24 protein-coding genes are annotated in these 21525 nt (G+C 59.8%); 12 read left to right on the top strand and 12 right to left on the bottom strand.

Annotated features, from left to right (window positions below):
• Positions 1 to 656: 656 nt before the first annotated feature.
• Entirely contained in the window at positions 657 to 3515 is a 2859-nt protein-coding gene (locus tag JC881_RS02305) for an ATP-binding protein (protein ID WP_198784094.1), read from the bottom strand.
• 268 nt (positions 3516 to 3783) lie between these two features.
• On the opposite strand from JC881_RS02305, the gene JC881_RS02300 reads away from it, so the two are divergent.
• A complete protein-coding gene (locus JC881_RS02300; RefSeq protein WP_233101489.1) occupies positions 3784 to 4026 on the top strand; it encodes a hypothetical protein in 243 nt (80 codons plus the stop codon).
• Between the two features lie 34 nt (positions 4027 to 4060).
• On the opposite strand, the gene JC881_RS02295 is transcribed toward JC881_RS02300, so the two are convergent.
• The 8 genes from JC881_RS02295 to JC881_RS02265 form a co-directional block, all read right to left on the bottom strand.
• Entirely contained in the window at positions 4061 to 5191 is a 1131-nt protein-coding gene (locus JC881_RS02295) for a PAS domain-containing sensor histidine kinase (RefSeq protein WP_198784093.1), read from the bottom strand.
• Positions 5188 to 6003 (bottom strand): alpha/beta fold hydrolase, encoded by an 816-nt coding sequence (locus JC881_RS02290; protein ID WP_198784092.1) that lies wholly within the window; start codon positions 6001 to 6003, stop codon positions 5188 to 5190. The genes JC881_RS02295 and JC881_RS02290 overlap by 4 nt, the downstream gene beginning before the upstream one ends.
• 58 nt (positions 6004 to 6061) lie before the next feature.
• Entirely contained in the window at positions 6062 to 6385 is a 324-nt protein-coding gene (locus JC881_RS02285) for a hypothetical protein (RefSeq protein ID WP_198784091.1), read from the bottom strand.
• Positions 6386 to 6422: 37 nt separating this feature from the next.
• Complete coding sequence (locus JC881_RS02280) at positions 6423 to 7574, bottom strand: ATP-binding protein (protein WP_198784090.1); 1152 nt, start codon at positions 7572 to 7574, stop codon at positions 6423 to 6425.
• A gap of 89 nt (positions 7575 to 7663) precedes the next feature.
• A complete protein-coding gene (locus tag JC881_RS32285) occupies positions 7664 to 7861 on the bottom strand; it encodes a hypothetical protein (protein ID WP_233101488.1) in 198 nt (65 codons plus the stop codon).
• Positions 7862 to 7926: 65 nt separating this feature from the next.
• On the bottom strand, positions 7927 to 8076 hold the full coding sequence (locus tag JC881_RS02275) for a hypothetical protein (protein WP_233101487.1): 150 nt from the start codon (positions 8074 to 8076) through the stop codon (positions 7927 to 7929).
• 44 nt (positions 8077 to 8120) lie between these two features.
• Positions 8121 to 8378, bottom strand: a complete 258-nt coding sequence (locus JC881_RS02270; RefSeq protein ID WP_198784088.1) for a hypothetical protein — start codon at positions 8376 to 8378, stop codon at positions 8121 to 8123.
• Positions 8378 to 8557, bottom strand: a complete 180-nt coding sequence (locus JC881_RS02265; RefSeq protein WP_198784087.1) for a DUF3606 domain-containing protein — start codon at positions 8555 to 8557, stop codon at positions 8378 to 8380. The genes JC881_RS02270 and JC881_RS02265 overlap by 1 nt, the downstream gene beginning before the upstream one ends.
• A 647-nt stretch (positions 8558 to 9204) precedes the next feature.
• Between JC881_RS02265 and JC881_RS02260 the strand changes: the two genes are divergently transcribed.
• The 4 genes from JC881_RS02260 (at position 9205) to JC881_RS02245 (ending at position 11851) form a co-directional block, all read left to right on the top strand.
• A complete protein-coding gene (locus JC881_RS02260; RefSeq protein WP_198784086.1) occupies positions 9205 to 10281 on the top strand; it encodes a hypothetical protein in 1077 nt (358 codons plus the stop codon).
• Between the two features lie 134 nt (positions 10282 to 10415).
• On the top strand, positions 10416 to 10802 hold the full coding sequence (locus JC881_RS02255) for a type I restriction endonuclease subunit M (protein ID WP_233101486.1): 387 nt from the start codon (positions 10416 to 10418) through the stop codon (positions 10800 to 10802).
• A gap of 1 nt (position 10803) precedes the next feature.
• Positions 10804 to 11532, top strand: a complete 729-nt coding sequence (locus JC881_RS02250) for a hypothetical protein (RefSeq protein WP_198784085.1) — start codon at positions 10804 to 10806, stop codon at positions 11530 to 11532.
• Positions 11516 to 11851: a hypothetical protein gene (locus tag JC881_RS02245; RefSeq protein ID WP_233101485.1), complete on the top strand. Its 336-nt coding sequence runs from the start codon at positions 11516 to 11518 to the stop codon at positions 11849 to 11851. Before JC881_RS02250 ends, JC881_RS02245 begins: the two co-directional genes overlap by 17 nt.
• Before the next feature lie 26 nt (positions 11852 to 11877).
• Here the strand turns inward: JC881_RS02245 and JC881_RS02240 are convergent, their stop codons facing one another.
• Positions 11878 to 12297 carry a helix-turn-helix domain-containing protein gene (locus tag JC881_RS02240; protein ID WP_233101484.1) on the bottom strand — a complete coding sequence of 140 codons (420 nt, stop codon included), beginning with the start codon at positions 12295 to 12297 and terminating at the stop codon, positions 11878 to 11880.
• Between the two features lie 123 nt (positions 12298 to 12420).
• On the opposite strand from JC881_RS02240, the gene JC881_RS02235 reads away from it, so the two are divergent.
• From JC881_RS02235 to JC881_RS02205, 7 genes are all read left to right on the top strand, one after another.
• A complete protein-coding gene (locus JC881_RS02235) occupies positions 12421 to 12771 on the top strand; it encodes a hypothetical protein (RefSeq protein ID WP_198784083.1) in 351 nt (116 codons plus the stop codon).
• Between the two features lie 21 nt (positions 12772 to 12792).
• On the top strand, positions 12793 to 13209 hold the full coding sequence (locus JC881_RS02230) for a hypothetical protein (RefSeq protein WP_198784914.1): 417 nt from the start codon (positions 12793 to 12795) through the stop codon (positions 13207 to 13209).
• A complete protein-coding gene (locus tag JC881_RS02225; protein WP_198784082.1) occupies positions 13206 to 13889 on the top strand; it encodes a hypothetical protein in 684 nt (227 codons plus the stop codon). The genes JC881_RS02230 and JC881_RS02225 overlap by 4 nt, the downstream gene beginning before the upstream one ends.
• A 140-nt stretch (positions 13890 to 14029) precedes the next feature.
• On the top strand, positions 14030 to 15043 hold the full coding sequence (locus JC881_RS02220; RefSeq protein ID WP_198784081.1) for a dienelactone hydrolase family protein: 1014 nt from the start codon (positions 14030 to 14032) through the stop codon (positions 15041 to 15043).
• 307 nt (positions 15044 to 15350) lie between these two features.
• Positions 15351 to 17159, top strand: a complete 1809-nt coding sequence (locus JC881_RS02215; RefSeq protein ID WP_269823120.1) for an ATP-dependent nuclease — start codon at positions 15351 to 15353, stop codon at positions 17157 to 17159.
• Between the two features lie 280 nt (positions 17160 to 17439).
• The gene (locus tag JC881_RS02210; RefSeq protein ID WP_198784079.1) at positions 17440 to 17712 is read left to right on the top strand and encodes a hypothetical protein; all 273 of its coding nucleotides are present in this window, start codon (positions 17440 to 17442) and stop codon (positions 17710 to 17712) included.
• 137 nt (positions 17713 to 17849) lie between these two features.
• Positions 17850 to 18323: a helix-turn-helix domain-containing protein gene (locus JC881_RS02205; protein WP_198784078.1), complete on the top strand. Its 474-nt coding sequence runs from the start codon at positions 17850 to 17852 to the stop codon at positions 18321 to 18323.
• Positions 18324 to 18440: 117 nt separating this feature from the next.
• Here JC881_RS02205 and JC881_RS02200 read toward each other — a convergent pair whose 3' ends face one another.
• Both JC881_RS02200 and JC881_RS02195 read right to left on the bottom strand, forming a co-directional pair.
• A complete protein-coding gene (locus JC881_RS02200) occupies positions 18441 to 19202 on the bottom strand; it encodes a DUF4145 domain-containing protein (RefSeq protein WP_198784077.1) in 762 nt (253 codons plus the stop codon).
• A 69-nt stretch (positions 19203 to 19271) separates the two neighbouring features.
• Positions 19272 to 20819 (bottom strand): hypothetical protein, encoded by a 1548-nt coding sequence (locus JC881_RS02195; RefSeq protein WP_198784076.1) that lies wholly within the window; start codon positions 20817 to 20819, stop codon positions 19272 to 19274.
• Positions 20820 to 21525 lie beyond the last annotated feature (706 nt).

The raw sequence follows: 21525 nt of genomic DNA, 5'->3' as shown, positions 1-21525 counted from the left end.
GCCGTGTTGCGCAATCAGAACCAATGCCCCACGAAGAAGCGAACAAGAAGCTGTCGATTGCATAGGATCCCGGCGCGATTGCGATGAACCCCACAGACTCGGCCATCGGGAAAAGATGGAACTACTACGCTGGCCGAACTTCAACAAAGGCGAAGTTCCACCTCCGCAACAGGTCCGTTTCGCAGGCGCTCTGTGTAGTTCCTGCAGAAGCTGTGCAATGACATTCGCTCAGGCGACTTGGCATGGCGAAGCGCCTAGCGCAACTACGTATCTCTCGGCCAATCTCATCCAGATGTGGCTGACTTCGTTTGATCGCATCAAGCTCAGCAACGGAGGGTGAGTCGGTTCGTATGGCTGACTATGAAACGAAGATCTCCGCCTTGGAGCGCGAGATTGGGCAGCTGACGATGGAGATCGAGTTCGTAAAAAAGGCATCGCGCCCACGCCTCTTTAACGACAGCGAGAACGTCTCAATCGTTACCGAGGCCGAGGCAGCTCTTCGACTTCCCGAATGGACGTCCCATAGGGCGCGCAAAAATGAAGTTGAGCTCGCTAGTCGGAGAGCCTGGAAATTCGAGCGAATGTCGGTAGCTGGTCTTCAATAACTTCACTCGTACTGAATTAGGCAAAGTCAAGACACCGCTTTCTCGCTGATTTCACAACTTCTGCCGAAGTTCGCGGGCTTGATTAAAATCACGACCTGTGCCAGACGGGCCGGTACGTTCGCAGGTCTCGTCTAGCAGCTGTATTGCCTCTTGCATCCGGCCCTGGCCGGCCCACAGGCGCGCCAGGTTTTGCACGGCGCGCAGCTCCCAACCCATGGCGCCTTGTTGCCTGGAGGTCTTTGCTGCGCGAAGGTAGAACGTCTCGGCCTCTTTGACCGCGCCGTGTCGTTCGCTGCGTAGACCGGCGGCGCGCCAGACTTCTGACGCGCTCCAATGGCTCTCACCCTGCAAGACGAGCTCTACCATTTCGTCTTCGACCCATTCGGGGCAGAAGGTCACGAGCGTTTCCTTGCGCTGCTTGTCATAGCCACCGAATTGTCCAAGCACCTCGGCGATGTGTCGCTGTGGATCGGGTGCGTCGTACAGTTGCATGGCCAGCACAAAGCACTCAGCATGCCGGTGCCACCCGAGCAGGCCTCGGCGGCGTCCCTCCTCCCACATCAGCTGAATCCACCTGCGCGCCAGTTCGGTCTCGCCCGACCACAGCGCCACGGCGCAGGCCCCGTATCCCGCGGCACACAGCGACACGGAATTGCCAAGCGACTCGGCGCGAGCCATTGTGTCGCGCGCCATCTGCAGCGCCCGCAAGTTGTCTCCTTGAATCCACAGGGTGCGGCACAGCACCGAGTTGGATGCAACGATGGCGTCCACCTGGAACATGCTCGAGCGCGTTCGACCTAGGCCACCGGTGATGGCGATTGAAGCCTCGCTGTGCAGTCGGGACACCTCGAAGTCCCCGCGGAAATGGCTGGTGATCGCGCTTACGCGATGCGCCAGTATCAAAGCCGGCGGGTCGTCCCACGTTTGCACGGCGCCGAGCAGAGCTTGCGCGCCTTTCCAAGCCGCCGCGTACTCACCGCGAAACACATCATATGTGCAGTGAGCCCAGCGAGCCTGAAGCTCCAGCGCGCGCACCTTGGCAGCCAGTGCACCGGATAGCGCCCGGTCGCAGGCCGCGCTGAGGTCATGAGCGGGCCTTACGGTGTGCAACAGGGCTCCCACTAGGGCCGTGGCTAGCCAAGCCGCCGTTGCCATGTCTTGCTCAGGCTGCTGGTCGACCAGCGCAAGTGCGGCCCTCACTTTGTCGCCGTACTCCACGACTTGCGAGACGTAGAACCACAAGGGCGCTGACGCGGTGACCAGTGACGCAGCGATCTTCACATCAGGCTGCTCGACCAAGCAGACCTCAAACGCGAAGCGCACGTCGTCGAGCCTGAACGCATACCGCTCGCCCCATACCTGTTCAGTGCTATCCGGCAGGTCGGACGTTGCCGCTCTCATCAGATCGAGCATGAACATCGCGTGGCGCTTCAATAGCAGCGGGCGCTCGTCACTGCGAGCCAGCAGCGTGGCGGCGTAGGCGCGTGTCGTGTCCAGTAGGCGGTAAGGCGCGATGGCGTCATTGCTGTCGAACGAAATCAGCGACTTGTTGGTCAGCGAGATTAGAGCGTCGAACGCTGCCTCGGATGCGGTGTCGTCGTAGATGGCCATCGCCGATTCGACGTCGAAGCGGCCGCGAAAAACTGACAGCCGACGCAGCAGCCGAAGTTCCTCTTCGTCCAATAGCGCGATGCTCCAGTCGAGCGCCGCGGCAAGGGTCTTGTGGCGCGGCGCCACCGCTCGTTTGCCGATGGCAAAGAGACGCATGTGATCGTTCAGCGTTCGTGCAAGATCATGGATTGATTGCACAGCCAGGCGCGCTGCCACCAACTCGATGGCCAGCGGAATGCCATCAACCTGTCTCGCGATCATTGAAAGTTGAGAGCCGTGCGATTCGTCGAACGAACCGGCACCGGCTGCCCTTGCGCGCTCCACCAGTAACTTGACCGAAGGCCACTGCATGGCTTGAGGAAGCAGAATGTTGTCAGCGTCAGGAACGGCCAATGGCGGCAGCCGCACCACATACTCCGCAGCGACGCGAAGGGACTCGCGACTTGTGGCTAGCACTCGCAGCCCAGGCGAAGTAGTCAGCAAGAGCGTGACCTGCAGCGCGAGCGACTCAATGACGTGTTCGCAGTTGTCGATCAGCAGTAGCACCTCTTGCCCCTGCAGAAATTGGGTGATTGTCTGCACGGTATCCGGCATGTCCGCCGCAGCACCCAGTGCGCGCGCGATGGTCCCAAGTACGTGGTCATGCGAGATCAGCGGAGCAAGGTCAACGAAGGCGCACGGCGTGCCGCGGCGCGACTGCCAGTGTTCCGCGACGTGGATCGCGACGCTGGTCTTGCCAATGCCGCCCGGACCGACGAGAGTGACCAACTGGTGTGACTCGAGCGACGATAGAACCTTTTCAACCTCCGACTCACGGCCCACAAGCTCGGTCAGGCGCGCCGGCAACCTGTTGAAAGAAGGCGCGGGTGAGCGAGCTTCGATGCCATTTGAGGTATCCATCGCTTCGCGGTCGACTTTGACGTTAAAGCGATAGCCGCGCTGGGGCACATTGGTGATCCACTCCTCGCGCCCCTCGCCCTTTTCCGACTCGCCCAGCGGCCCTAGCGCCTTACGCAGCAGCGACATGTGAACGCGCACGCTGGCTTCCTCGACCACGACGCCGGCCCAGACGGTGGCCAGAAGTTCATCCTTACCAATGTACTCGCCGGCGCGCTTGATGAGCTGCAGCAGCAAGTCGAACGCGCGCGGCCCCAGTCGCACGAGTTCGTCGCCGCGTTCGAGTCGACGTTGCATCTCATGCAGAACGAATGGCCCGAATCGCCAACGAACCTCTGCCAAGACCGCGCCGGCCTGCGAGGCGAGAGCGCGGTCGGACAGAGTTTTGGAGTCAGTCTGCATAGTTGAACCGTATGGCCCGCCCGGTTTGTCACGCCATCCCGAGCGTCGTGCGAGCGCCTGCAGGCCCCCCGCATGTGCTTGGAACTGGGATTGGCTTGCCCAGTTAGTGGGCGACTTTAGCCGGACGGCCCGTCGGCGCAAAATCTTCGTTGCAGTTCTGTGGGGTTTCGCGGTCGGTAGAGAATTGGTCGACTACGAAACTAACGTTATGAGGAGCGCTACACCGTGCGCAACCCTTGACGCGAAACTGCATCCGATCATGTCTCGCATGCACAAGCCCGAGATCGACAAGACGACGAAGAAGCCGCTCGAGGTGCAGGACAAGCGCTCCGTCGTTGCGATTGAAGAGCGTGACTTCGACCGCTGGCTGACGTGTACTCCGGAGGAGGCACGCCGGATGATCGGACTCATCCCTGTTGACCTGATGAGCGCCGTACCAGTGTCGGCCGCCGAGCTCAGAGAGGGCGAACCAGCACCTACCGGCCCCCAGGAAGAAGAGCTGCCGTTCTGAGGTGCTGCTACCTAAACTCGAAAGAAGAAGGGCCCTATTCCGAAGCCCGGCATGCAGGAAAGCGCAGCGTAAATTCGGTCCCGTGCGCGGCTGAAGAGGTCACGCTCATCGAGCCGTTGTGAGCCTTCGCAATCTCATTCACGATGAAAAGCCCCAAGCCCACGCTGCGTGCCGAACCGCTTGCGGTTGCGCCTCGCACCATCGGCTCGAACACCGTGGCAAGCATGGAAGGCGAGATTGGTTCGCCCTGATTGAGCACCGACACCACAGCATCTGATCCGTCGATTTGTGAGCGCACTTCGATCGGCATGCCTCGGCCGCCGTAGGTCGCCGCATTGCTCACGAGGTTGCCGATGAGTTGCGCCAGTCGATCCGAATCGGCGACGCATGCTCCTGGGCCACTCGGGCGATGGACGATTTCCCGGTCCGGAAATGCGAGCATCAATTCGTCGATCGCATGTGCCGTGATCTCGTGCAGATCGATGGCCCCGAGATTCACGGTCAAGCCCTTGCCGATGCGCGCCTGCGTGAAGTCCAGCAGTTCCTCGATCAGGCGCTGGGCGCGCTCGGCCGAATTGCGCACGTGGCCCAGCACACGAACGCGACGCTCGTTCTCGGAGCGCCCGAGCACCTGCAGCCCCATCAGGATGGCCGACAGTGGGTTTCGCAGGTCGTGGCTCACGATGCCCACCATCTGCTCTGCGAAGAGCGCACGGTCCCTCAGCAGGTGTTGCGAGTCGCGTTCCGCCTCGAGCAGGAGGTCGGCTTTCTTTCGCGCGCTCAAGAGTTCGCGCTCGTAGCGGTTGCGGTCTTCTGCTACGAAAGCGGCGATTTCATGGAAATCGCCATGAGCACGTTTCCGCTGTCGCGCGTTGAAGATCATCGGAATGCTGCGGCCGTCGCGGTGGCGCACGTCGAACTTCACCTCGGCCAGCGAGCCCTGCATTTGCAGCGCGGGCGCCCAGTGGGTCTGGTGGAAGATGCGCCCGCCCATGGTGAACAGCTCCTGCACGCGCTTGTTGCCGACGAGGTCATCGCGCGGAATGCCGATCCAATTGCAGAAAGTCGCGTTGACTTTCAGGATGGTGCCATCCAGGGTCGTGACCAGGAAACCGCAGGGCGCCTCATCGAGGAGGTCATCGGGTTCCGGCAGAACCGGGCTCATTTGTCTCTCGGCTGTCCGAGCGTGGCCAGGAACTCCTCGATCGCGTCGCAGCTTGCTCCGGGCGCGCTCAGGTGTGGGCAATGCCCGGTGTTGGCTACAACGCGCAGCGTGCTGTTCGGCAGCGTGCGCTGCATGTATTCGCCGACCGTCACGGGGGCGATGAGATCCTCGGACGACTGGATCACGAGCGTGGGCGTTTGCAGCCTTGCCACGTCCGCCCGGTTGTCAGATAGGAAGGTGGTCTTGGCGAATTCCTTGGCGATCTCGGGATCGGTGCGGCAGAAGCTGGCCGTGAGTTCGGCGCCGAACTCGGGCCGCTCGGGCACGCCCATGATCGCAGGCGCCATGCTGCTGGCCCAGCCGAGATAGTTGCTCTCCAGCGCGTCGAGAAGCGAGTCGATGTCGTCGCGAGTGAAGCCGCCAACGTAGTCGCCGTTATTTACGTAGCAGGGCGACGGACCGATCATCATGTGTGCCGCGAAAACACCAGGCTCCTTCAAGTCGGCCAGCATGCCGATCATGGCGCTCACGGAGTGACCGACGAACATCGTTGGCCCTGTCGCAAATTCGTTCGCGATCTCCAGCGCGTCGTCGGCATAGCCTTGGAGGCTTGCGTACTTGGCCTTGTCGTAGGCGCCCAGGTCCGACTGGCCCGAGCCGACAAGATCGAAGGTCACCACGCGAAAGCGCTCGGCAAACTTCGGAGCCATGAATCGCCACATGTTCTGGTCGCAACCGAACCCGTGAGCGAAGATCATCGTTTGATCCCCAGCGCCAAGCACCTGAATGTTGTTTCGCTGCTGGATGTTCATGACGCTGCCCTAAGCACTCAAAAAAAGCCATTTTGCCCCCTGGGCAATTACGGCGCCGCTACCGCGGCTGCCAAGGGCCATTGCACCGTGACATCCAGGCCCTGATTGCCTTCAGCCGAACGTTGCGCGCTCGCGCGGCGTGCTCGCCTTCCACGAATTCCGGCATCTCGAACATCAGCGCGGTGTAGACCAGCTTGGCTGTGCCGCGAGGTTCGTGATCGAGGGCCAATGGGTAGATTGCATGCGTGATGCTGACCAGCCATTCTTCATCGACCTCGCCAGCGCACAGTTCGTGGAATGCGTTGCCAAACTCGCGCCACCAGACTTCGATGTCGGTTAGCGCTTCGCCTGCGATCACGATGGGCTTGTCGGGCTTCCACATTGGCGCTTGCTACCTCGAAGGCCGTGCCGGTATCGCCTCACTGAGCGTTTTCGGCCCCCGCCGTGCTAAACAGCGGCAAGCGCACGACAAAGGACGTGCCTTCTACTTCCGACGATGTCACAGCGATCGTCCCCTCGTGACCTTTCACAATTTCCCGGGCTATGAACAAGCCCAGGCCCAGGCTGGTCGCGGGGCGCTCGTGGGGCTCCGATTCCTTCGACGTGACCTGGACCAGCGGGTTGAATATGACTTGCATCGAGTCGGCGGGAATGGGCGTGCCGTGGTTTTTGACGGTCAGCGTCGCTTCCTTTCCCTCGATGTGAACCGCCAGGACCACCGGAAAGGCCGGGTCGCCGTGCTGGACGGCGTTGTTCAGGAGATTGGAGAGCACCTGCCGCATGCGTGGCGCATCGAAGTCCATCGTCACGGCAGGGGTGATGTCCGCCTCGAGCTTGCGCAGCGGATAGGCGGCGCAGACCTGGTCGAAAGCCTCATCGCACAGCGCGCTCAGATCGCCATGCTGCGGCGTGACTTCGATCCCGCGCCCGAGCCGGGTGCGGGTGTACTCCAGGAGGTCGGTGATCATTTCGCTGATGGAGGTGACGCTCTGCCTGGCGATGCGCAGCGCGCGCTCGTTGGGCTTGCCATCGACGACGTGCCCCAGCAGATGCACGCAGGAACTGAGCGCCCCGAGCGGGCTTCGCAGGTCATGGCCGAGCACGGCCAGGAAGGTGTCCCGCGAACTGGCCATGTGCTCCGAGTAGGTGAGCATGGCTTCGGCAAGTCCCTGATCGATGCCCTCGTTGAAGCGAATCACCTCCTCGAGCACGGTGGCGTCGACCGTGCCGACCTGGGCCATCCACAGGCGCAGCACCGATGCGCGCAGGGCGCGGTATTCGGCGCTCAGCTGGCTCAGGTCGAAACCGACGCGCTGGCGCAACGTGCCATGGACAGCGGCAAAGGTCACCTTGATGCCCGGCCCGGCAAGGCCCTTGGACTTGGCTTCGCGCTCGTCCTCGGACTGGCTGGACTCCATCTCGTCGGCAATGGCGAGCAGGATTTCATGCGCGTGATCGCGCAGCTCGGCGACGGACATCGTCTCCGCCGGAGGGATCATGGTGCGAGCGAACATTTCCCACTCCACCAAGATCGGCTCGATGTTGTCCCTGATGAATTGGCTGAGGCGCATCGCGGGAGTATGCGCTTTGTAGGAGCGCGCTCACACAGTGAGTAAGTTTGTCATTCGACGCTGCTTGCCATCAGTTGAATCAGCACATCTCACCAGTTCTCGAGTTGAGTCTTGCCGGCTGCCGTAATGCGAAACACCGTCGCCGCCAGCGGCTGCGAATACCGGTTTATCGACGAGAACCGTGGCTCCATCTCAGCCTCAATCATTCCTGTCGATTTGAGCACCGAGACAAACCGCAACTGCGCAAACTGGTAGGGACCACGCGAGGCATTCCCTTCCATCCGCATGAGATTACTTATCTCAGCACCACCGTGCACCCTTGCATTTGATTTGCTGCGCCACGGTCCATGCCTTACTTGGATGCGGGCAATCCGCTTTCGGAGTGAGGGGCGGAGGCGCCGCCAGGCGGAAGATTGCCGGGACCCTTCGCAGGATCCTTTATCCCGTAGACAAACAGCACGCCCACGATGACTACGGCGATGATCGCCAGCAGAGTGAACATCAGCCGCTTCCCTAGAACAGACGGTCGGGGTTCTCGTTGGGGCGTCATGTTTCTTGCTCCCGAACTGGGTTGGCGTCTTCGTCGTCGCCGGACGCCCTGGGGCCGATCCGCTCGTCTGGCGCATAGCCCTCAAGCGCTCGAACGCCAGCCTGCAGCGCGTCAAGCCACATGTCGTAGTGCTCATCAGCGGACTCGAGCTCGACCCATTGACTGGTGTCGTCGCCTTCCTCCATGAGCACCCAGTAGAAAAGGCCAGGATCAGGCTCGTCGACGTGTACGGCAATGCGCCGAATGTGGCTCATCAACGCTTGCCGGCGAGGTATTCGCGCACGGCCTCCGCAGAGTTGCCGACGGCCTTCACCGCATCGCGCAGCTGTGTCTCGGTACAGCCAAGCGATTCCATCCACGAGCGCACCTCGTGAGGCTCATGCATGGCGATCAGTTTGCGGTCCAGCCCTGTCTTCTTGGGATCGTCTGCCATGGTTGTCTCCGGTTAGCGGCCGGCTGCGCCGACCTGACTACCTGACAGTGGCGGTTCGACGACGCTCAAGCGATGCGCAAAACGCGCATCCCGATGCCAGCCCATCTCCTACGCCAGAGCGGCCCAGCGGAAATTTCCCTGCTGTTTTGAATGTCAGTGCCGATCGTTTTCATCGAGGCGTCCTGTAGTGCGGCCATTCGATCCCTGTCTTCGGATCATTTACTACCCGCTTCGGCGGGGTTTTTTGTCTGCCACCACCACCAGCGGTTTAAAGCTGGGCATTGAAAATGACAGACAAATCAATTGAATTGAATGATCGAAATGCCATTGATCTGTGCAATTTCAATTGACTCTATTTTATCGAAATTTGTGGTAAAATAGAGCAAATAGCCGGATTTTCTTGAAATCCACTGTTTTTGGCTTGAAAACAGCTGATTTTCAGCGGTTTTTTATGCTTTTCTGACCAATTCCGAGTTCGACGGCTAATTGAGTTGTCGGCTGGCAGCCTGGTTATCGGCGGTTTTCTACCGTCGACTTTCGCTTTCCCAGATCGTTTCTGACCGCTCGCCGGCCGCCTTGTCGTGGCCGATGCCAGCGCCCGCGCGTCTGATTCGACGTCCCTGTTCCCACTCACTCTCGGAGCTTTTATGACCGACACCTTGTCCGGTGGCGCAGCCATGCCCGAAGCATTGGTTGCTACACCCCGTGCATTGCCCTTTTCCGTGCCCGAACACCCCTGCAATATGGCGTTCCGCCAAGCCCAAACGAAGCTGATGCTGAAGTTTATCGGTGCGAATTTGCATCGCTTGATCGACGACGATCAGGGCGAAGAATTCCAGCGGGCCGCTCGTCATATTCGGAATTACTTTGCCCCCGAGCTTGGTATTGCGAACGTTCGCATTTATTCCGCCAATGTTCCGCGATTCCTCTTGCCCGTCGATTGCCCGGAAGAGCTGATCGACCCAGTGTTATTCGGTATCCAAATACAGGCCTTGGTAGTGCCTGAATTCGATGGCGAATGTTCCGTGCTCAGGAATCTCGACTGGCTCGCGGAATTGCTCCATCTGACTGAGGTCGAGCGAAAGCTCCTGCTCTGGTCCTACTGTGCTGAAACCGAGCATCCGGCTGTGCTCAATCGGGTGCTCGGATGCGTGCCGTGCGAGAACTGGGCGGATGCCATCGAGGCACTTTCGATCTTGCTGGACGAGCCTGCAATCGCCGTGGCCGTTTGCTTGGCCTCGCCGTGCCGACTGCGGGCTCTGCGCTTGATGCTGACGGATACGCTGCGCGTGCCGTCGAGCGTGAGCCAGTGCCTGGAAGCCAGCGAGACGCTGGTGGAAGTGTTGGAAACCGTTCATCGTTCAAGAAGCGCGCTGCTGGCCGATCTGCTGGAGCCGCGGTCCCATTGGACGCTGCAACCTGAGAACGATGTACCCGACGGTCTGCTTGTTGAGTGGTTCGATCTGCCCGTCGCCGAGGTCTTTGTGACTGCGCGCAACGAGCGTTCGATGAGCGCGGCTCAGATAGCGGTCGTGATCACCTGGCTCACCGGCTGGCAGATTCCGGCCGAGCAGTACCAGCCGCTTGCTGGACATCTGACGTTCGACCTGATCGAGTCGACGGTCCAGCGTTGCTTTGTCGATCACGGCCAGCGACACCGGGCGGTGACGGTTCTGGCGCTGATGCAGGCGCTGTACGCGGTCGCCTCAGTTGCCGCCGCATAGCAGAAAGAAGTTCCATTTCTGCAGCCACTGCTGGCTGCCCTGATTCCAACCACTGACGTGTGCGCACGCGTATCCGAACGATGGTTTTCGGAGGTCTTCGCACGTCTCGAATTCAACGAACAAAGAAAATTCTCATGTGCGATCTTCTCAAGCCCGAGACCAAATTCAAGACCAAGCGTTGCACAAGTGCCGCGCCCTGCAATTCCGAACCGCGCTTTCGGTTGGGCCGCACGGTCGCAACCCCCGCGGCATTGGCGCTGCTGGAAAAGCATGGCGTCTCGCCCTCGGCATTGCTGGCTCGCCATCAATGTGGCGATTGGGGCGATGTCGGTGCCGACGATGCGCGGTCCAACGACGAAGCACTGAAGCTCGGCAACCGGCTGCTGTCGGTCTATCGGCTGCTCGATCCGACCGTGCTCCAGTCGATGACCAGTGAAGAGCGTCGCCGTTCGCCGAAGGTCTACGTGATAACCGAAAGAGACTTTTCGGTCACAACGTTGCTCCTACCCTCGGACTACTGAGATGGCGCGGGCGACCAAAGCGGGCATGCGTGTTCAGCGGTATCACCCGGCGCTCGATATCGGAAACGTGCTGACGACCACAGGCCGGCGACAAGACCCCATTCCGGCTCATATCCGCCAGGGTGAAGCCGACAGCGCGTGCGCGATGTACAGCTTGGCAATGGCGCTGGTCATCCTTGATCTGGTCAAGCGCAGTGCCGTCTTGGCGATGGCGCATCGGAAGTACGGTGTCGCCGCCGATCTCTACACAATGCTGGGCGACAGCTGGCACGAGGGTGCCTACGCGCCGGACGTGGTGGAAGCACTCGAAGCGATGGAACTGCCGATCACCGTCCGTTGGGCTGACGGCTTTGACCGTGGCGTCGATGCGTTTGCCGTGGACTCCTTAAAGAGGGCACAGCTGACCTTGATCAGCTACGAAGCCGTCAAGGACCATCACCGGCATGTGGTGCTCGGCGTCGGCTGCGGCGGCATTGCGGTCGGCCAGAAGCTGACGGTCGATTCCTTGCTGGTGCTGGACCCATCTGATGATGCCTTGCCGTTTGCGAGCTGCAATGGAATTCTGAGCATCGACAAGCCAGTGACATTCGACAAACGGCGGGCGTCGGTGCACTGGCACTACACGACCATGGGCCAGAGTGAGCCGGTGAAGTTGCTGTCGGCCATCTCGTTGGTCCGCAACGACGACAGCTTTTTTGGCCGGGGAGTGCGAAGTGAGCGACGCAGCTGATCGACATGCCGCTCGACGGCATCAACATCGAAGCGTGGCGCTGCGGCCGATGCGACAGCTCCTATGCGATCTGAAGATGCCGTCCTCGGAAGACGACGAGGCGCGACGCCGACTCGCCGACAACGCGCAAGCCATCATGGCCGTGTGCCAGAACGGTCTGGGCGCGCTCGGTCATCTGCTAGCGAATTCGTCGCCGGTGATCGAAGACGGCACAGTCGGTGCCGACAGTATCGAAGCACTGGGCTGGCTTATGGCCGAGCTTGGTGATCTGGCCGCGCACTGCATGGTGCTGGCCGCTGAGTGTCGCCGGACGGACTGAGCGAAGTCTCGAGAACACGCAAGCAGCTAGCGCAGTCGACGTGGCGCTGATCTTTGTCCTTGTGCCGCGGCACGCCGAATCGGGGCCGTTGGATCGGCCCAGTGCGGCTTCAAATTCTTCTTGATCGGGGCCAGTAGCTCCGACAGTGTGATGTCGAGCACGTAGCAAATGATGGACAGCGTCATCAGAGACGGATTGGCAACGCCCCGCTCAATCCGGCTGATCTGAGTTCGATCCACTTCGGACTTGTCCGCCAATTCTTCCTGAGATAGCTGGCGATCGATTCGCAAGCTCTTGAGCTGTTTACCCAACGCCAGTGATACGGGGTTTGCATCGCGCTCCGGACGGGAAGCGGTGTGTGGCAGCTTGGCGTCGGTCTTTGGCTGCGATGTGGCGGGCTTGCTTGAGCGAGAGGCTGATGTCATCAATGCTGAATCTGCACGCATGTAGCGGCTGTATCCACGCAGTACTCGCATCGATGAATATACTAATGATGCGTATGTGCATCGAAAACACCACGCCTCGCAGGAAATGTGGGGCTTAGAAAACAACACGGTGAGGAGAAATTGATGACGACCTTTGCTCACTGCCGCGCCTGCGGCCAGTCATTGCATACGAGAGCAGCCGTATGTCCGTACTGCGGCGCTCCACAGCAGCAAGTCGTAGCCGCGTCGCCTTCAGCCGGTAGTCCGGCCCTGGGCATCGTCTCGTGCGTCCTTGGCGTGCTGATGCTGTTGGCCGTACTGACCGATGGCTTTCCGTCTGACCGCGACGAGCTGCTGGGCGCCTTTGGCTTGACGCTCACCGCCGTCATCTGCGCGGGGTTGAGCACCTATCACCAGAAACCCGGCCGCATCGCAGCCGCGGTTGGTCTCGTGGCGGCAGGCATCGGCTTGCTGATCTGCATCGCAAACCTTTAACAACTGACGAGGAGAATTGAAGTGACAACCTTTGTGCATTGCCGCGGCTGCGGCGTACAGATTCACGAGACGGCGCCGACGTGCCCAAAATGCGGCGCACCACAGCATCTTTCTGTGGCGGGCGGCGCGACCGTATCTGCGCCGTTGGCCGCGGCGTCGAGCGAGTACGCCAAGACCCAGTGGTATCGCCGGCGTTGGTTCTTGATAGCGTCGCTCATGACCATCGCTCCGATCGCCGCGCTGGTCGCACTGACCGGACCGATGTACTACGACTCGAAGGGTGAGGTAAAGACTTTCCCGAAGAACATCCGGAATGCCATCCTGATCGCATCGGTGTACTACCTGTACACGCTGACGACGTCAATCGGATCGTCCGAGCAGATGCTGTGTTTTCTGGTGACGTTGGTCATCTCGCTGGTCATGGGGTTCAAGCGATGAGCCGCCGCCACCACTACGCCGCCATCTCGCTTTCGCTGCTGCTCGCCGTATCACAAGCAACAGCACAGACGCCGTCGCAGCCATCGAGTCTGGAAGATCAAACGTTCTTCGGATACACCATCGATGGGACGACGCCGCGCAAGGGTTGGAAATCCGAGATTCCGTTCAGGCTCGGCAATGGCCAGCTTTGGCATGACGAGTTGAGCATTCCGGATGACCGCCGACCGACCTGGGTCACCGACCGGCTCAACGTCAGCCTGTACACCACGGCTGATGGCGTCATTCAAGAGGCCAGGTTCCAGCTGAACACGTTCAAGACGTTCTCGGAGCAGTTCACGCCAGCGATGCGAAAGCAGCGGTATGAAGAGCTTGTTCAGAGACTCTCCGAGAGGTTCGGCGCTCGACCAAGTGAGCGAAAGCCGTTGATCTGGAAGCTATCGTCGATGGACGCGAGAGTGCCGAACTTCGACACCGAGACCACGATCTGGAAGCGACCGTGGGGCACGGCGCAGCTCGCCAGCTGCAGCTACCGGAGCTATCCGTACTACACGTGCGACGAAAAGGGATACGCCGCAGTGCTGCTGGTCCAGTCGAACGCCATCTTGCAGTACTACCGGGAAGAGCGCGAAGCCTCCGAGCGAGCGCGCAAAGCAACGGATGCCCAGCGCACAAAGATGTAGCGATCACTTTCGTCCGTGACGCTGCCGCATCGTCCGGCCAAGACCGGGCAAGAGCACGGCCGTCCCTCAGCTTGGCGCATAGCACCTGGCGGTGCGATGCGCCGCATGGCTCATGCAACCCAATAACTGGAACAACATTCATGTGGATCAATGTCAAAACCGCCATCGCTGCGGTCGCCGTTGCCGCGTCGGCACTGGTCTCGGCGCAGACTGATAGCGCCGCGGCGCTTCGGCAAACGCCGGCCGGGGCGGCCGAGCAACTCTCCTGGTCGAGCATGGTCTGTGCCGGTACGCCGTTCGTCTGCAACCGCTTGGACGCCAAAGGCTTGCTGTTCGCCGAGCCGGGCCAGAGCAAGATCGTGCTGATCAGCCATGGCTCGCAGGGCGTGGACGCACGCATGTTCGACTACGTGAAGAGCTTGCGCGAGGCCGGCTTAGCTGCACTCGTGATCGATCACTGGACGCCGCGCGGTGTCGGCTCCACGCACGATGACTACGTAGCAGCTGCGGCAAAGGGCGCTACCGAACTGAACGAAGCGTTCGACAGCCTGGCCGCGGCCGATCTGCTGCGTGCCAAAGGCTTCACCAAGATCGGAAGCATCGGCGAGTCGCAGGGCGGTGCAGCAGCGATCTTGCTGGTCCAGAAGTGGGTCCACGAGTTCGCTGATCGCAACATGACGCGGCTGTACGCCAAGACTTTCAAGACGCAGCCGCTGGACGCGGTGGTCGGAATGTACGGTTATTGCGGGTTCCGCAACGCTAACCGAGATGGGTATGTCGGCACACCGTTTCTGTTCATCACCGGTGAAGTCGATGACGAGACGCCGAGTCGGTACTGCGAACGCTATGTGCCGTACATGAACGGGCGCGGCGGCAACGCCAAGATCGTGGTGCTGGAAGGGGAGGGCCATAGCTTCGACGCACCGTACAAGCGCCAGCGCAACAATTTCGGTCCGCACTATGCGAAGTGCGACATCTTGATTGAGGGTTCAACGGTCAGAGAGCTCAACAGCGGCCAGACCATGGCGGGCACGGACTCGGCACCGATGTTCGCCAAGTGCAAGAGCACGATCTACCACTCCGGCTACTGGAAGGACCGGTTCGTGGCGGTGCCGCATTGGGTCGATTTCTTCAAGCAGAACCTGGGAGGCTGATGTGCAAGTCGAGAAGTGACTGGCCTAAGTCACCCAAATATGGGATGTACGCTTGGTTACCAAAGATTACATTGCCCATCACTCGGAAATTCATCTCGGCAGTTCAAGTCGAAATCTCTGCGTGCTTGTGCACGCGGTGCACATGTTCGCCGACCCTGTGTTTGAGGAACGCGACACGTAGCTGGGTGTCGGCGACAGCAGTGGCCTGCTCGCACTGAGGATCCCGAGGGGCCGGACCTTAGACTGATGCTGCCGTATCGGCGCTCGTCGAAATGGCTATGACAACCGTCACGACTTGGAGAACGCAATGCGCCTGGCTGGACTGCATATGAAGAACTACAAATGCATCGGCGATACCGAGCGACGTCTTCGTATCGACGGCATCGTTGTCCTGATCGGCCAGAACAACGCTGGCAAGTCCACCATCTTGGATGCTTATGAGGCCTTTGCTTCGGCGGGCGCAGTGAGGGAGCACGACGAGTTCCATCGCGAGGACTTGTCTCGACCGATCGAGATTACCGGCGTGTTTAACGAGGTGAATGCCGCAGATGAGGAGGCGGTTGGAAAGAAGTGGACATATGGCGATGCTGAGTACGGCCAGTGTTTAAAGGTGCGCTGGGTCTGGAGCAAGCCAGGTGAAAAGGGATTGAAGCAGTCTTTCAATCCCACCACTGGTGCCTTTGAGGACGGTGGTATGGGCGGCTGGGATTCCCAAATACAAAGCCGGATACCGCAGCCACTGCGCATCCGTCCGACAGAGTCAGTGGAGACGACGCAGACCAAAATTGCTGCAATGCTCAAAGACCACGTCAAGACCCGTCTGAAAGCCGATTCTTCCGCGACGAAGAGCGCGTTTGCTCAGATCGAGGCTTTGGCAAAATCAATCTTTGATGATTCCAAGGCGGCGTTTGATGACGTGGCCACGCGGATCAATGCCAGCGTGTCCAATATCTTCCCCGGTACGGCCGTCGAGCTCATCCCCAGGTCCAAAGATGCGTTGAACGAAAACATCATTGGGGCGGATTCCTATCTGAAAGTCACCACGGCCGGCGGTGGCTCCACGCCATTGCTTTTGCAGGGAACTGGCTTGCAGCGTGCATTGCTCTGGTCGGCCCTGGCAGTGATGGCTGACAAGGGTGATGCCAAGAAGAAGCCGGCAGCGGTGGCAGCGCCCCGAATCCTATTGATCGATGAGCCCGAGGCTTTTCTGCATCCACCGACGATTCGCAGCGCACGTGACGCCCTCTATGACTTCGCGACTGGAAACCCAGACTGGCAAGTCATCGCGACCACACATTCGCCGGTCTTCATTGATCTGTCCAAGGATCACACAACGATCATTCGGGTCGATGCCGATCCGACCAGCGAACACTACATCTCGACCGATTCGATTTCATTTGACGAAGATGAGCGTACGCGGTTGAAGATGGTCCGTGCCTGTCACCCCGTTGTGAATGAGTTTTTCTTCTACAACAACATTGTGTTGGTGGAAGGTCCGACCGAGCATCTGGTGGTCAAGCACGTCGCGGGCTTGATCGGCACGGATGTTCATGTGATTGATTGCATGGGGAAAGCTAACATTCCCCTGTTCGCGCGTATCTTGAACCACTTCAAGGTGCCCTATGTAGTGATCCACGATGCCGACACGCCGTTCATCAGGCGCAAGAAAAAGCTGGTCAAGAGTGGTACATGGACGGTCAATGAGCAAATCCGAAACTCAGTGGCACAGTCCAAAGGAAGTCATCTATTCACGCAATTTCCGCATTTCGAGGGCGAATTCTTCGGTGAGGAACTGACGAGCGGCAAGGTAGACCGTGTGCTCGAGGCGCTCGACAGCAAGGAGTCGAGTGAGTACCAGCGCATCGTTGACACATACAGCCGAGTTCTGTTTCGTGACGCCGGCGTGATGACAACCACTCAGGCGGCGTTTGAAACAAAGCGCGATGCCCATATACAGGCGAATGGCCTGCAGACTGCCCCGTTGTGGAGCGGTCACGAGGGTGTGGCTGCTCCAATTGTGGTGGCCCAACAGCCTGCGGCGGCAGTGTCGGTGGTGCAGTCTGCGTTACCACTTGCAGGCGTCGGACAGGCAAGCGGTGATGCTCCGCTCCAATAGGTACTGCGAACGAACCGACCATGAATCGGTATGGGGCGAACGCAGTGTGGTTGCTCGGCCTTGCCGCTACATCGACAGGTTCGATGGCGCGAGGTGGCTGCGGCTCGCGTGGCAGAACGGGCCATCGGAATGCGAACAGCAAGTGCACAAGCTGGCGACGCTAGCCAAGCCTGATCGCCGGGAATTGCGGAGACGCCGCGCCGACATTGAATGGTGCGGTCTGGAAACTCGTAGTTGTGATGGACTCTATCCAAGAGGTCAATTTTTACAGGAGGAAAGTATGCTGTTGCATGAGATTTGGGGCGATCAAGACAATAAGAAGATTGTGGGGAAGCCTGATTCGATTTACGTTGCTCTCACGGAGCCATACGAGCTTCGATATTTCATCGAGTCAATCCTTGACGAAGCAGGGAAAGTGCACACCGATGAGAACAGGCAGGCTGTACTGGACGCCGTCGATTCATATAGTGGCAAGGCGCCCGTTGCGAGGGCTGCCCTCAGGATGCACGTCTTAGCTGCAGTCAAGTGGCCGCAGAAAAAGCCCACACCTTGAGCGATCGAAGCGACTGAGCATCACTGTCAAGCTAGCTACCTGATCATCAGGTAGCTAGGATTCGCAGAGCATCCCCTTTTCCTGCATAGCTGGACGGCCGGAATGCTGAAAGAAGCGACGCATGCACAATGCTGGCGATGCCAAACATCGCATCCATTCTTAAAGCCGAAATTTCGCGCGTGGCTCGCAAAGAGGTTCGCGCGGAGATCGAAACGCTAAAGAGAGCTTCAGCGCAATACCGGAATTTGATCGCAGCGTTGCGTCGACAGGTCGAACAGCTAGAGAAAGAGGTGCGGCGTACTACCAGGGTGTCTGCGCGTGCCGCGCAAGCAGATGCATCGAGCGAGTCAGTTGAGCAAGCTCCTGCCAGGCGGTTCAGCGCCAGCCGTTTGGCCGCACACCGTGAAAAGCTTGACTTGTCTGCAGCAGCCTACGGCGAGCTGGTGGGTGTGTCGGGTCAGACGGTCTATCACTGGGAGCAGGGCAGGGCTCGACCTCGTGCTGCTCAGCTCGAATCTCTGGCTTCGGTGCGGGGCTTGGGAAAGAGAGATGTAGCGCAACTGCTGAAGGACGAATTGCGCGGGACTTCCTTGAGATGCAGCGCAACCTGAGTCCTCAGCGACGACTTAGAGCTTCGGTGTCTGCGGCGACCTAGCCAAAAGCCGCCGTTCTCAACCGAAGCCAGTTTCGTCGCGGACCCGACATCGCGGCACGGTCAAACAGGCCGCCTAAATGCCTTTCTTCTTGTTCACTTGCTTGGCGAGCGCCTTCAGCTTTTTGACTTTGTTGTCGTAGATTTCGGCCAAGCAATGTTCGAGCATGTCATACATCAGGCGGACATGCTCATGTTCGGGCTCATTGCCATCATGGCTGCCCGCATTTCCGAGCCACTTTACTGCGATCAGCATCTCCTTCAGGGGGGTTGCGTACTTGGCCGTGAGTTTCTCGATTCGCTTGTGCAGCGGGATTGGATGCCGCTTGCCCTTGCTGTTGGTGTACCTAGCAACGCCGAGCTCGGTCATCAATGCTTCTACGGCAGCGCGCCCCGCGTTCATAGCACCCCCAGGGTCCGCGAAATACATGGCGAACGACTGCTTGAGTCGGACGCACACAGAATCAGGACACTCTTTCGGTATATCCATTAGCACCAGGGGAGGAACGAAGAGCTTGGGAGTGAAGAAATCCTCATAGCTTTCTTCTTCGTGGCCAGTTTGTTCATCAAACCAGCCATAGTGATCGACGCTCCCGGTGCCTACGCACGCGACGACTTCGGCGCAAGGCTTGCTATCGCACAAGAACATGCATGAGAAGCGATAGTCGATCCACTCGGGTCCCCATGCGGGATGGTCGTGGGCTTGCCTGCTATTGCTCCCCTCTCCAACAGTCAAACTGTCGGGCTTCAGTGTGAGCTTGCCGGTGCCACAGGTTGGGCAGCGCCAATCGGGAACGGTCTCCTTGTTGAAGGTGCGGGTGAAGACAGATCGATCCATAGCTGCGGGGAGGGAGAATTGCCAAAGCGGGCGAGCTTAGCCGATAGCGCAGCCTAACCGCCGGGTGCGTCAAGGAGTAGCGGTCTGCGCCAGCAACGCGCGTGCTTGCGAGACAAATTCGTCGATCCGGCTGAGGGGCACGATGCGAGGGTCGTCGCTCACTACCGGAAAGCGCGTAACCACCACGTGTTGGACGTTGTCGATCGAGAGTCTGGCCTGAAGTAGATGTTCTCGTCGGCGCTCCTTGTCGAGGGCCTTTTCGTAGGCCTTGACGAGTGCACGGTTGTAGCGGGCAAACCGCCATGCGTCGGAATCGACGGTGGCCAGGTCCACGAAGTTGTTCTTGCACTGAACGTTCCAGACGACGCCTTCCAAAACGGTGACCACATCGAACTCACGTCGGTTGATGCGCTTGATGTTCTGGACCGCGAACCCTTGCGCGGTCAGTCGTTCCTTGACCACGGTTTCGAAGATGAAGCCCGTGCGAATCTGGTACCTCTTGCGGCTGTCCAGTGTGCGAGCACGCCAGTTGTAGATGAAGCGACTCAGTAGGGTGACCGTCGAGCGCAGCATGCCGTCCACCTGCACGAACGGCGCATAGCTGGACAACCCCTCCATGTAGCTCGAAGCCGGGCGCACGAGCGCCGCGCGCAGCGCTGCAGGCGCCTTTGCCACGTCCAACATCGACGCAAGCACGTCGGGTGCGATCTCCACCCAGAAGTCGCGTACGACGCACTGGCGCGACAGCCTGCGGACGAGTCCTGCGGCGATCGCGAAGTCGCTACCGGCGAGGTCGAACTCGGCATAGGCGGCCTCGACTGTCACGATGTCGTTGCGCAACTCCGCGGCCGAGAACAGCCGGTCCGGCCGCAAAGGCTCCCGCATGGCATAAAAGTGCTTGTAGCCTGCGTCCGACCAGCGAATCTCGTCAATCCGTGATCGTTCCGGTTCCAGGAAGCCGGCGTCCAGCATCGGTATCTCCACGCCGCTTCTCACGGGTAAACCGAGACTTTCACGCGCCAGCCTCGCCATCAGTCCGCCGTGCGCGCTCATCATCGGGATTCCCGCGAATTCCACGATGGGCAGCATCACGGTCAAGGCCTCCAGGGGGACCATGCGGACGTTGCCGCGGCATGCTGTGGGCAGTACATGCAGCAGCGCCACAAAGTGGCGGCGACGCGACTGCAGATAGCCAATCAAAGTGGCGAGGTTGTGCATTGCACCGGCCACCTCACCCATGCCTTGGGAAAGAAACGGAGTCGCCATTGAACTAGCCTGCAGCATCAGCTGCCGGAACCGGTTGGCGAAGGGTTCGGAGAATCGCTCAGTGAGGCGGGCGTGCCATTCCATCAACGGTGCGAGATCATGAACAAGACCCGCAACTGGCATCCCAAACAGGCGCGCCCTGAAGTCGTCGTCGCCCCAATTTACTGTCTGCAGATTGATGCATTCTTCGATCGTGCGCAGGTTGTCCAGCCACGCAAGCGTGGAGGATGTCGGTTCAAAGCGCGACAGCCTATCGAAGGCCTGCTTCTCCTGCAAGGCGATCCTGTCCAGCAGTGCTTGCTCTGGCGAGGCCGAACTGAGCACATCGTGCGCGCTGAGGCTTTCAGTCAACGGGTTCCTCCGACCTAACGGTTCAAGGTCGCACCAGCCGTCTGATGCAAGGTTGCTTGGGGCCACATTTTCGGTGAAGCCGCGAGGTTCTGGACGGCGGATTTGAGCGACGGCTTCGAGGCAACGAGACCATGATGGCATAGGTCCGTTCAGGGCCCTTTGAGATATTGACGCAGCTCCATAGCGGCCGTCTGAGGAACTGGTCTGCGCATATCGAAAAATTCGCGTATGCCAGATTTGAGCGAGCTAAATGATGAAGAGCTGCGCGGCCCAGCGAGCGCAGGGCGCAGTCGGGCGTTGAGAGGGGGCAAGAGCACAGCTGGTGCCACGCACCTCTTGGAGAAAGAGCTTCATCGCCGCCAAGGATTTGGATACCAGCCAGCCGATGCTGATGTGTGGACACGAGGCCGCTGGAACTTCGGCACGAGCGCTGGTCGTCACATGCGTGGTGGCGCTTCTGTTCTGGTGATCCCCTCGTCTAGTTGGATCGAGGACAGAGCCGAGTCGCACAGGCGCGCGCAGGGAAAGGCTTGTTCAGGCCGTCATGCCGGACAGCTCACCATCCACCGGATAATGGCCATTTGTAACAAAATGAGTTGATTTTGATTCGTCGGCGTCATGGCTGGCGAATCTGCCGCTTCGGAGTGCTCGGCGAGCCACCAAATCGGCCGTCAGCGCGGCTTTTGGTGTCTGGATTGATGGTGGT

This window comes from Variovorax sp. IB41 (genome assembly GCF_016405905.1).
Taxonomy (GTDB): Bacteria; Pseudomonadota; Gammaproteobacteria; order Burkholderiales; family Burkholderiaceae_C; genus Variovorax.
Note: the sequence above shows the minus strand (reverse complement) of the source record. Positions and strands in the feature narration are given on the sequence as shown.

Coding starts and splice junctions, on each gene's coding strand:
- JC881_RS02275 (WP_233101487.1), bottom strand. CDS start 8,076: ATGTTCACTCTGCTGGCGATCATCGCCGTAGTCATCGTGGGCGTGCTG.
- JC881_RS02300 (WP_233101489.1), top strand. CDS start 3,784: ATGCACAAGCCCGAGATCGACAAGACGACGAAGAAGCCGCTCGAGGTG.
- JC881_RS02285 (WP_198784091.1), bottom strand. CDS start 6,385: ATGTGGAAGCCCGACAAGCCCATCGTGATCGCAGGCGAAGCGCTAACC.
- JC881_RS02295 (WP_198784093.1), bottom strand. CDS start 5,191: ATGAGCCCGGTTCTGCCGGAACCCGATGACCTCCTCGATGAGGCGCCC.
- JC881_RS02280 (WP_198784090.1), bottom strand. CDS start 7,574: ATGCGCCTCAGCCAATTCATCAGGGACAACATCGAGCCGATCTTGGTG.
- JC881_RS02235 (WP_198784083.1), top strand. CDS start 12,421: ATGACGACCTTTGCTCACTGCCGCGCCTGCGGCCAGTCATTGCATACG.
- JC881_RS02305 (WP_198784094.1), bottom strand. CDS start 3,515: ATGCAGACTGACTCCAAAACTCTGTCCGACCGCGCTCTCGCCTCGCAG.
- JC881_RS02210 (WP_198784079.1), top strand. CDS start 17,440: ATGCTGTTGCATGAGATTTGGGGCGATCAAGACAATAAGAAGATTGTG.
- JC881_RS02205 (WP_198784078.1), top strand. CDS start 17,850: ATGCCAAACATCGCATCCATTCTTAAAGCCGAAATTTCGCGCGTGGCT.
- JC881_RS02290 (WP_198784092.1), bottom strand. CDS start 6,003: ATGAACATCCAGCAGCGAAACAACATTCAGGTGCTTGGCGCTGGGGAT.
- JC881_RS02200 (WP_198784077.1), bottom strand. CDS start 19,202: ATGGATCGATCTGTCTTCACCCGCACCTTCAACAAGGAGACCGTTCCC.
- JC881_RS02215 (WP_269823120.1), top strand. CDS start 15,351: ATGCGCCTGGCTGGACTGCATATGAAGAACTACAAATGCATCGGCGAT.
- JC881_RS32285 (WP_233101488.1), bottom strand. CDS start 7,861: ATGCGGATGGAAGGGAATGCCTCGCGTGGTCCCTACCAGTTTGCGCAG.
- JC881_RS02265 (WP_198784087.1), bottom strand. CDS start 8,557: ATGGCAGACGATCCCAAGAAGACAGGGCTGGACCGCAAACTGATCGCC.
- JC881_RS02220 (WP_198784081.1), top strand. CDS start 14,030: ATGTGGATCAATGTCAAAACCGCCATCGCTGCGGTCGCCGTTGCCGCG.
- JC881_RS02270 (WP_198784088.1), bottom strand. CDS start 8,378: ATGAGCCACATTCGGCGCATTGCCGTACACGTCGACGAGCCTGATCCT.
- JC881_RS02255 (WP_233101486.1), top strand. CDS start 10,416: ATGTGCGATCTTCTCAAGCCCGAGACCAAATTCAAGACCAAGCGTTGC.
- JC881_RS02250 (WP_198784085.1), top strand. CDS start 10,804: ATGGCGCGGGCGACCAAAGCGGGCATGCGTGTTCAGCGGTATCACCCG.
- JC881_RS02260 (WP_198784086.1), top strand. CDS start 9,205: ATGACCGACACCTTGTCCGGTGGCGCAGCCATGCCCGAAGCATTGGTT.
- JC881_RS02225 (WP_198784082.1), top strand. CDS start 13,206: ATGAGCCGCCGCCACCACTACGCCGCCATCTCGCTTTCGCTGCTGCTC.
- JC881_RS02240 (WP_233101484.1), bottom strand. CDS start 12,297: ATGCGTGCAGATTCAGCATTGATGACATCAGCCTCTCGCTCAAGCAAG.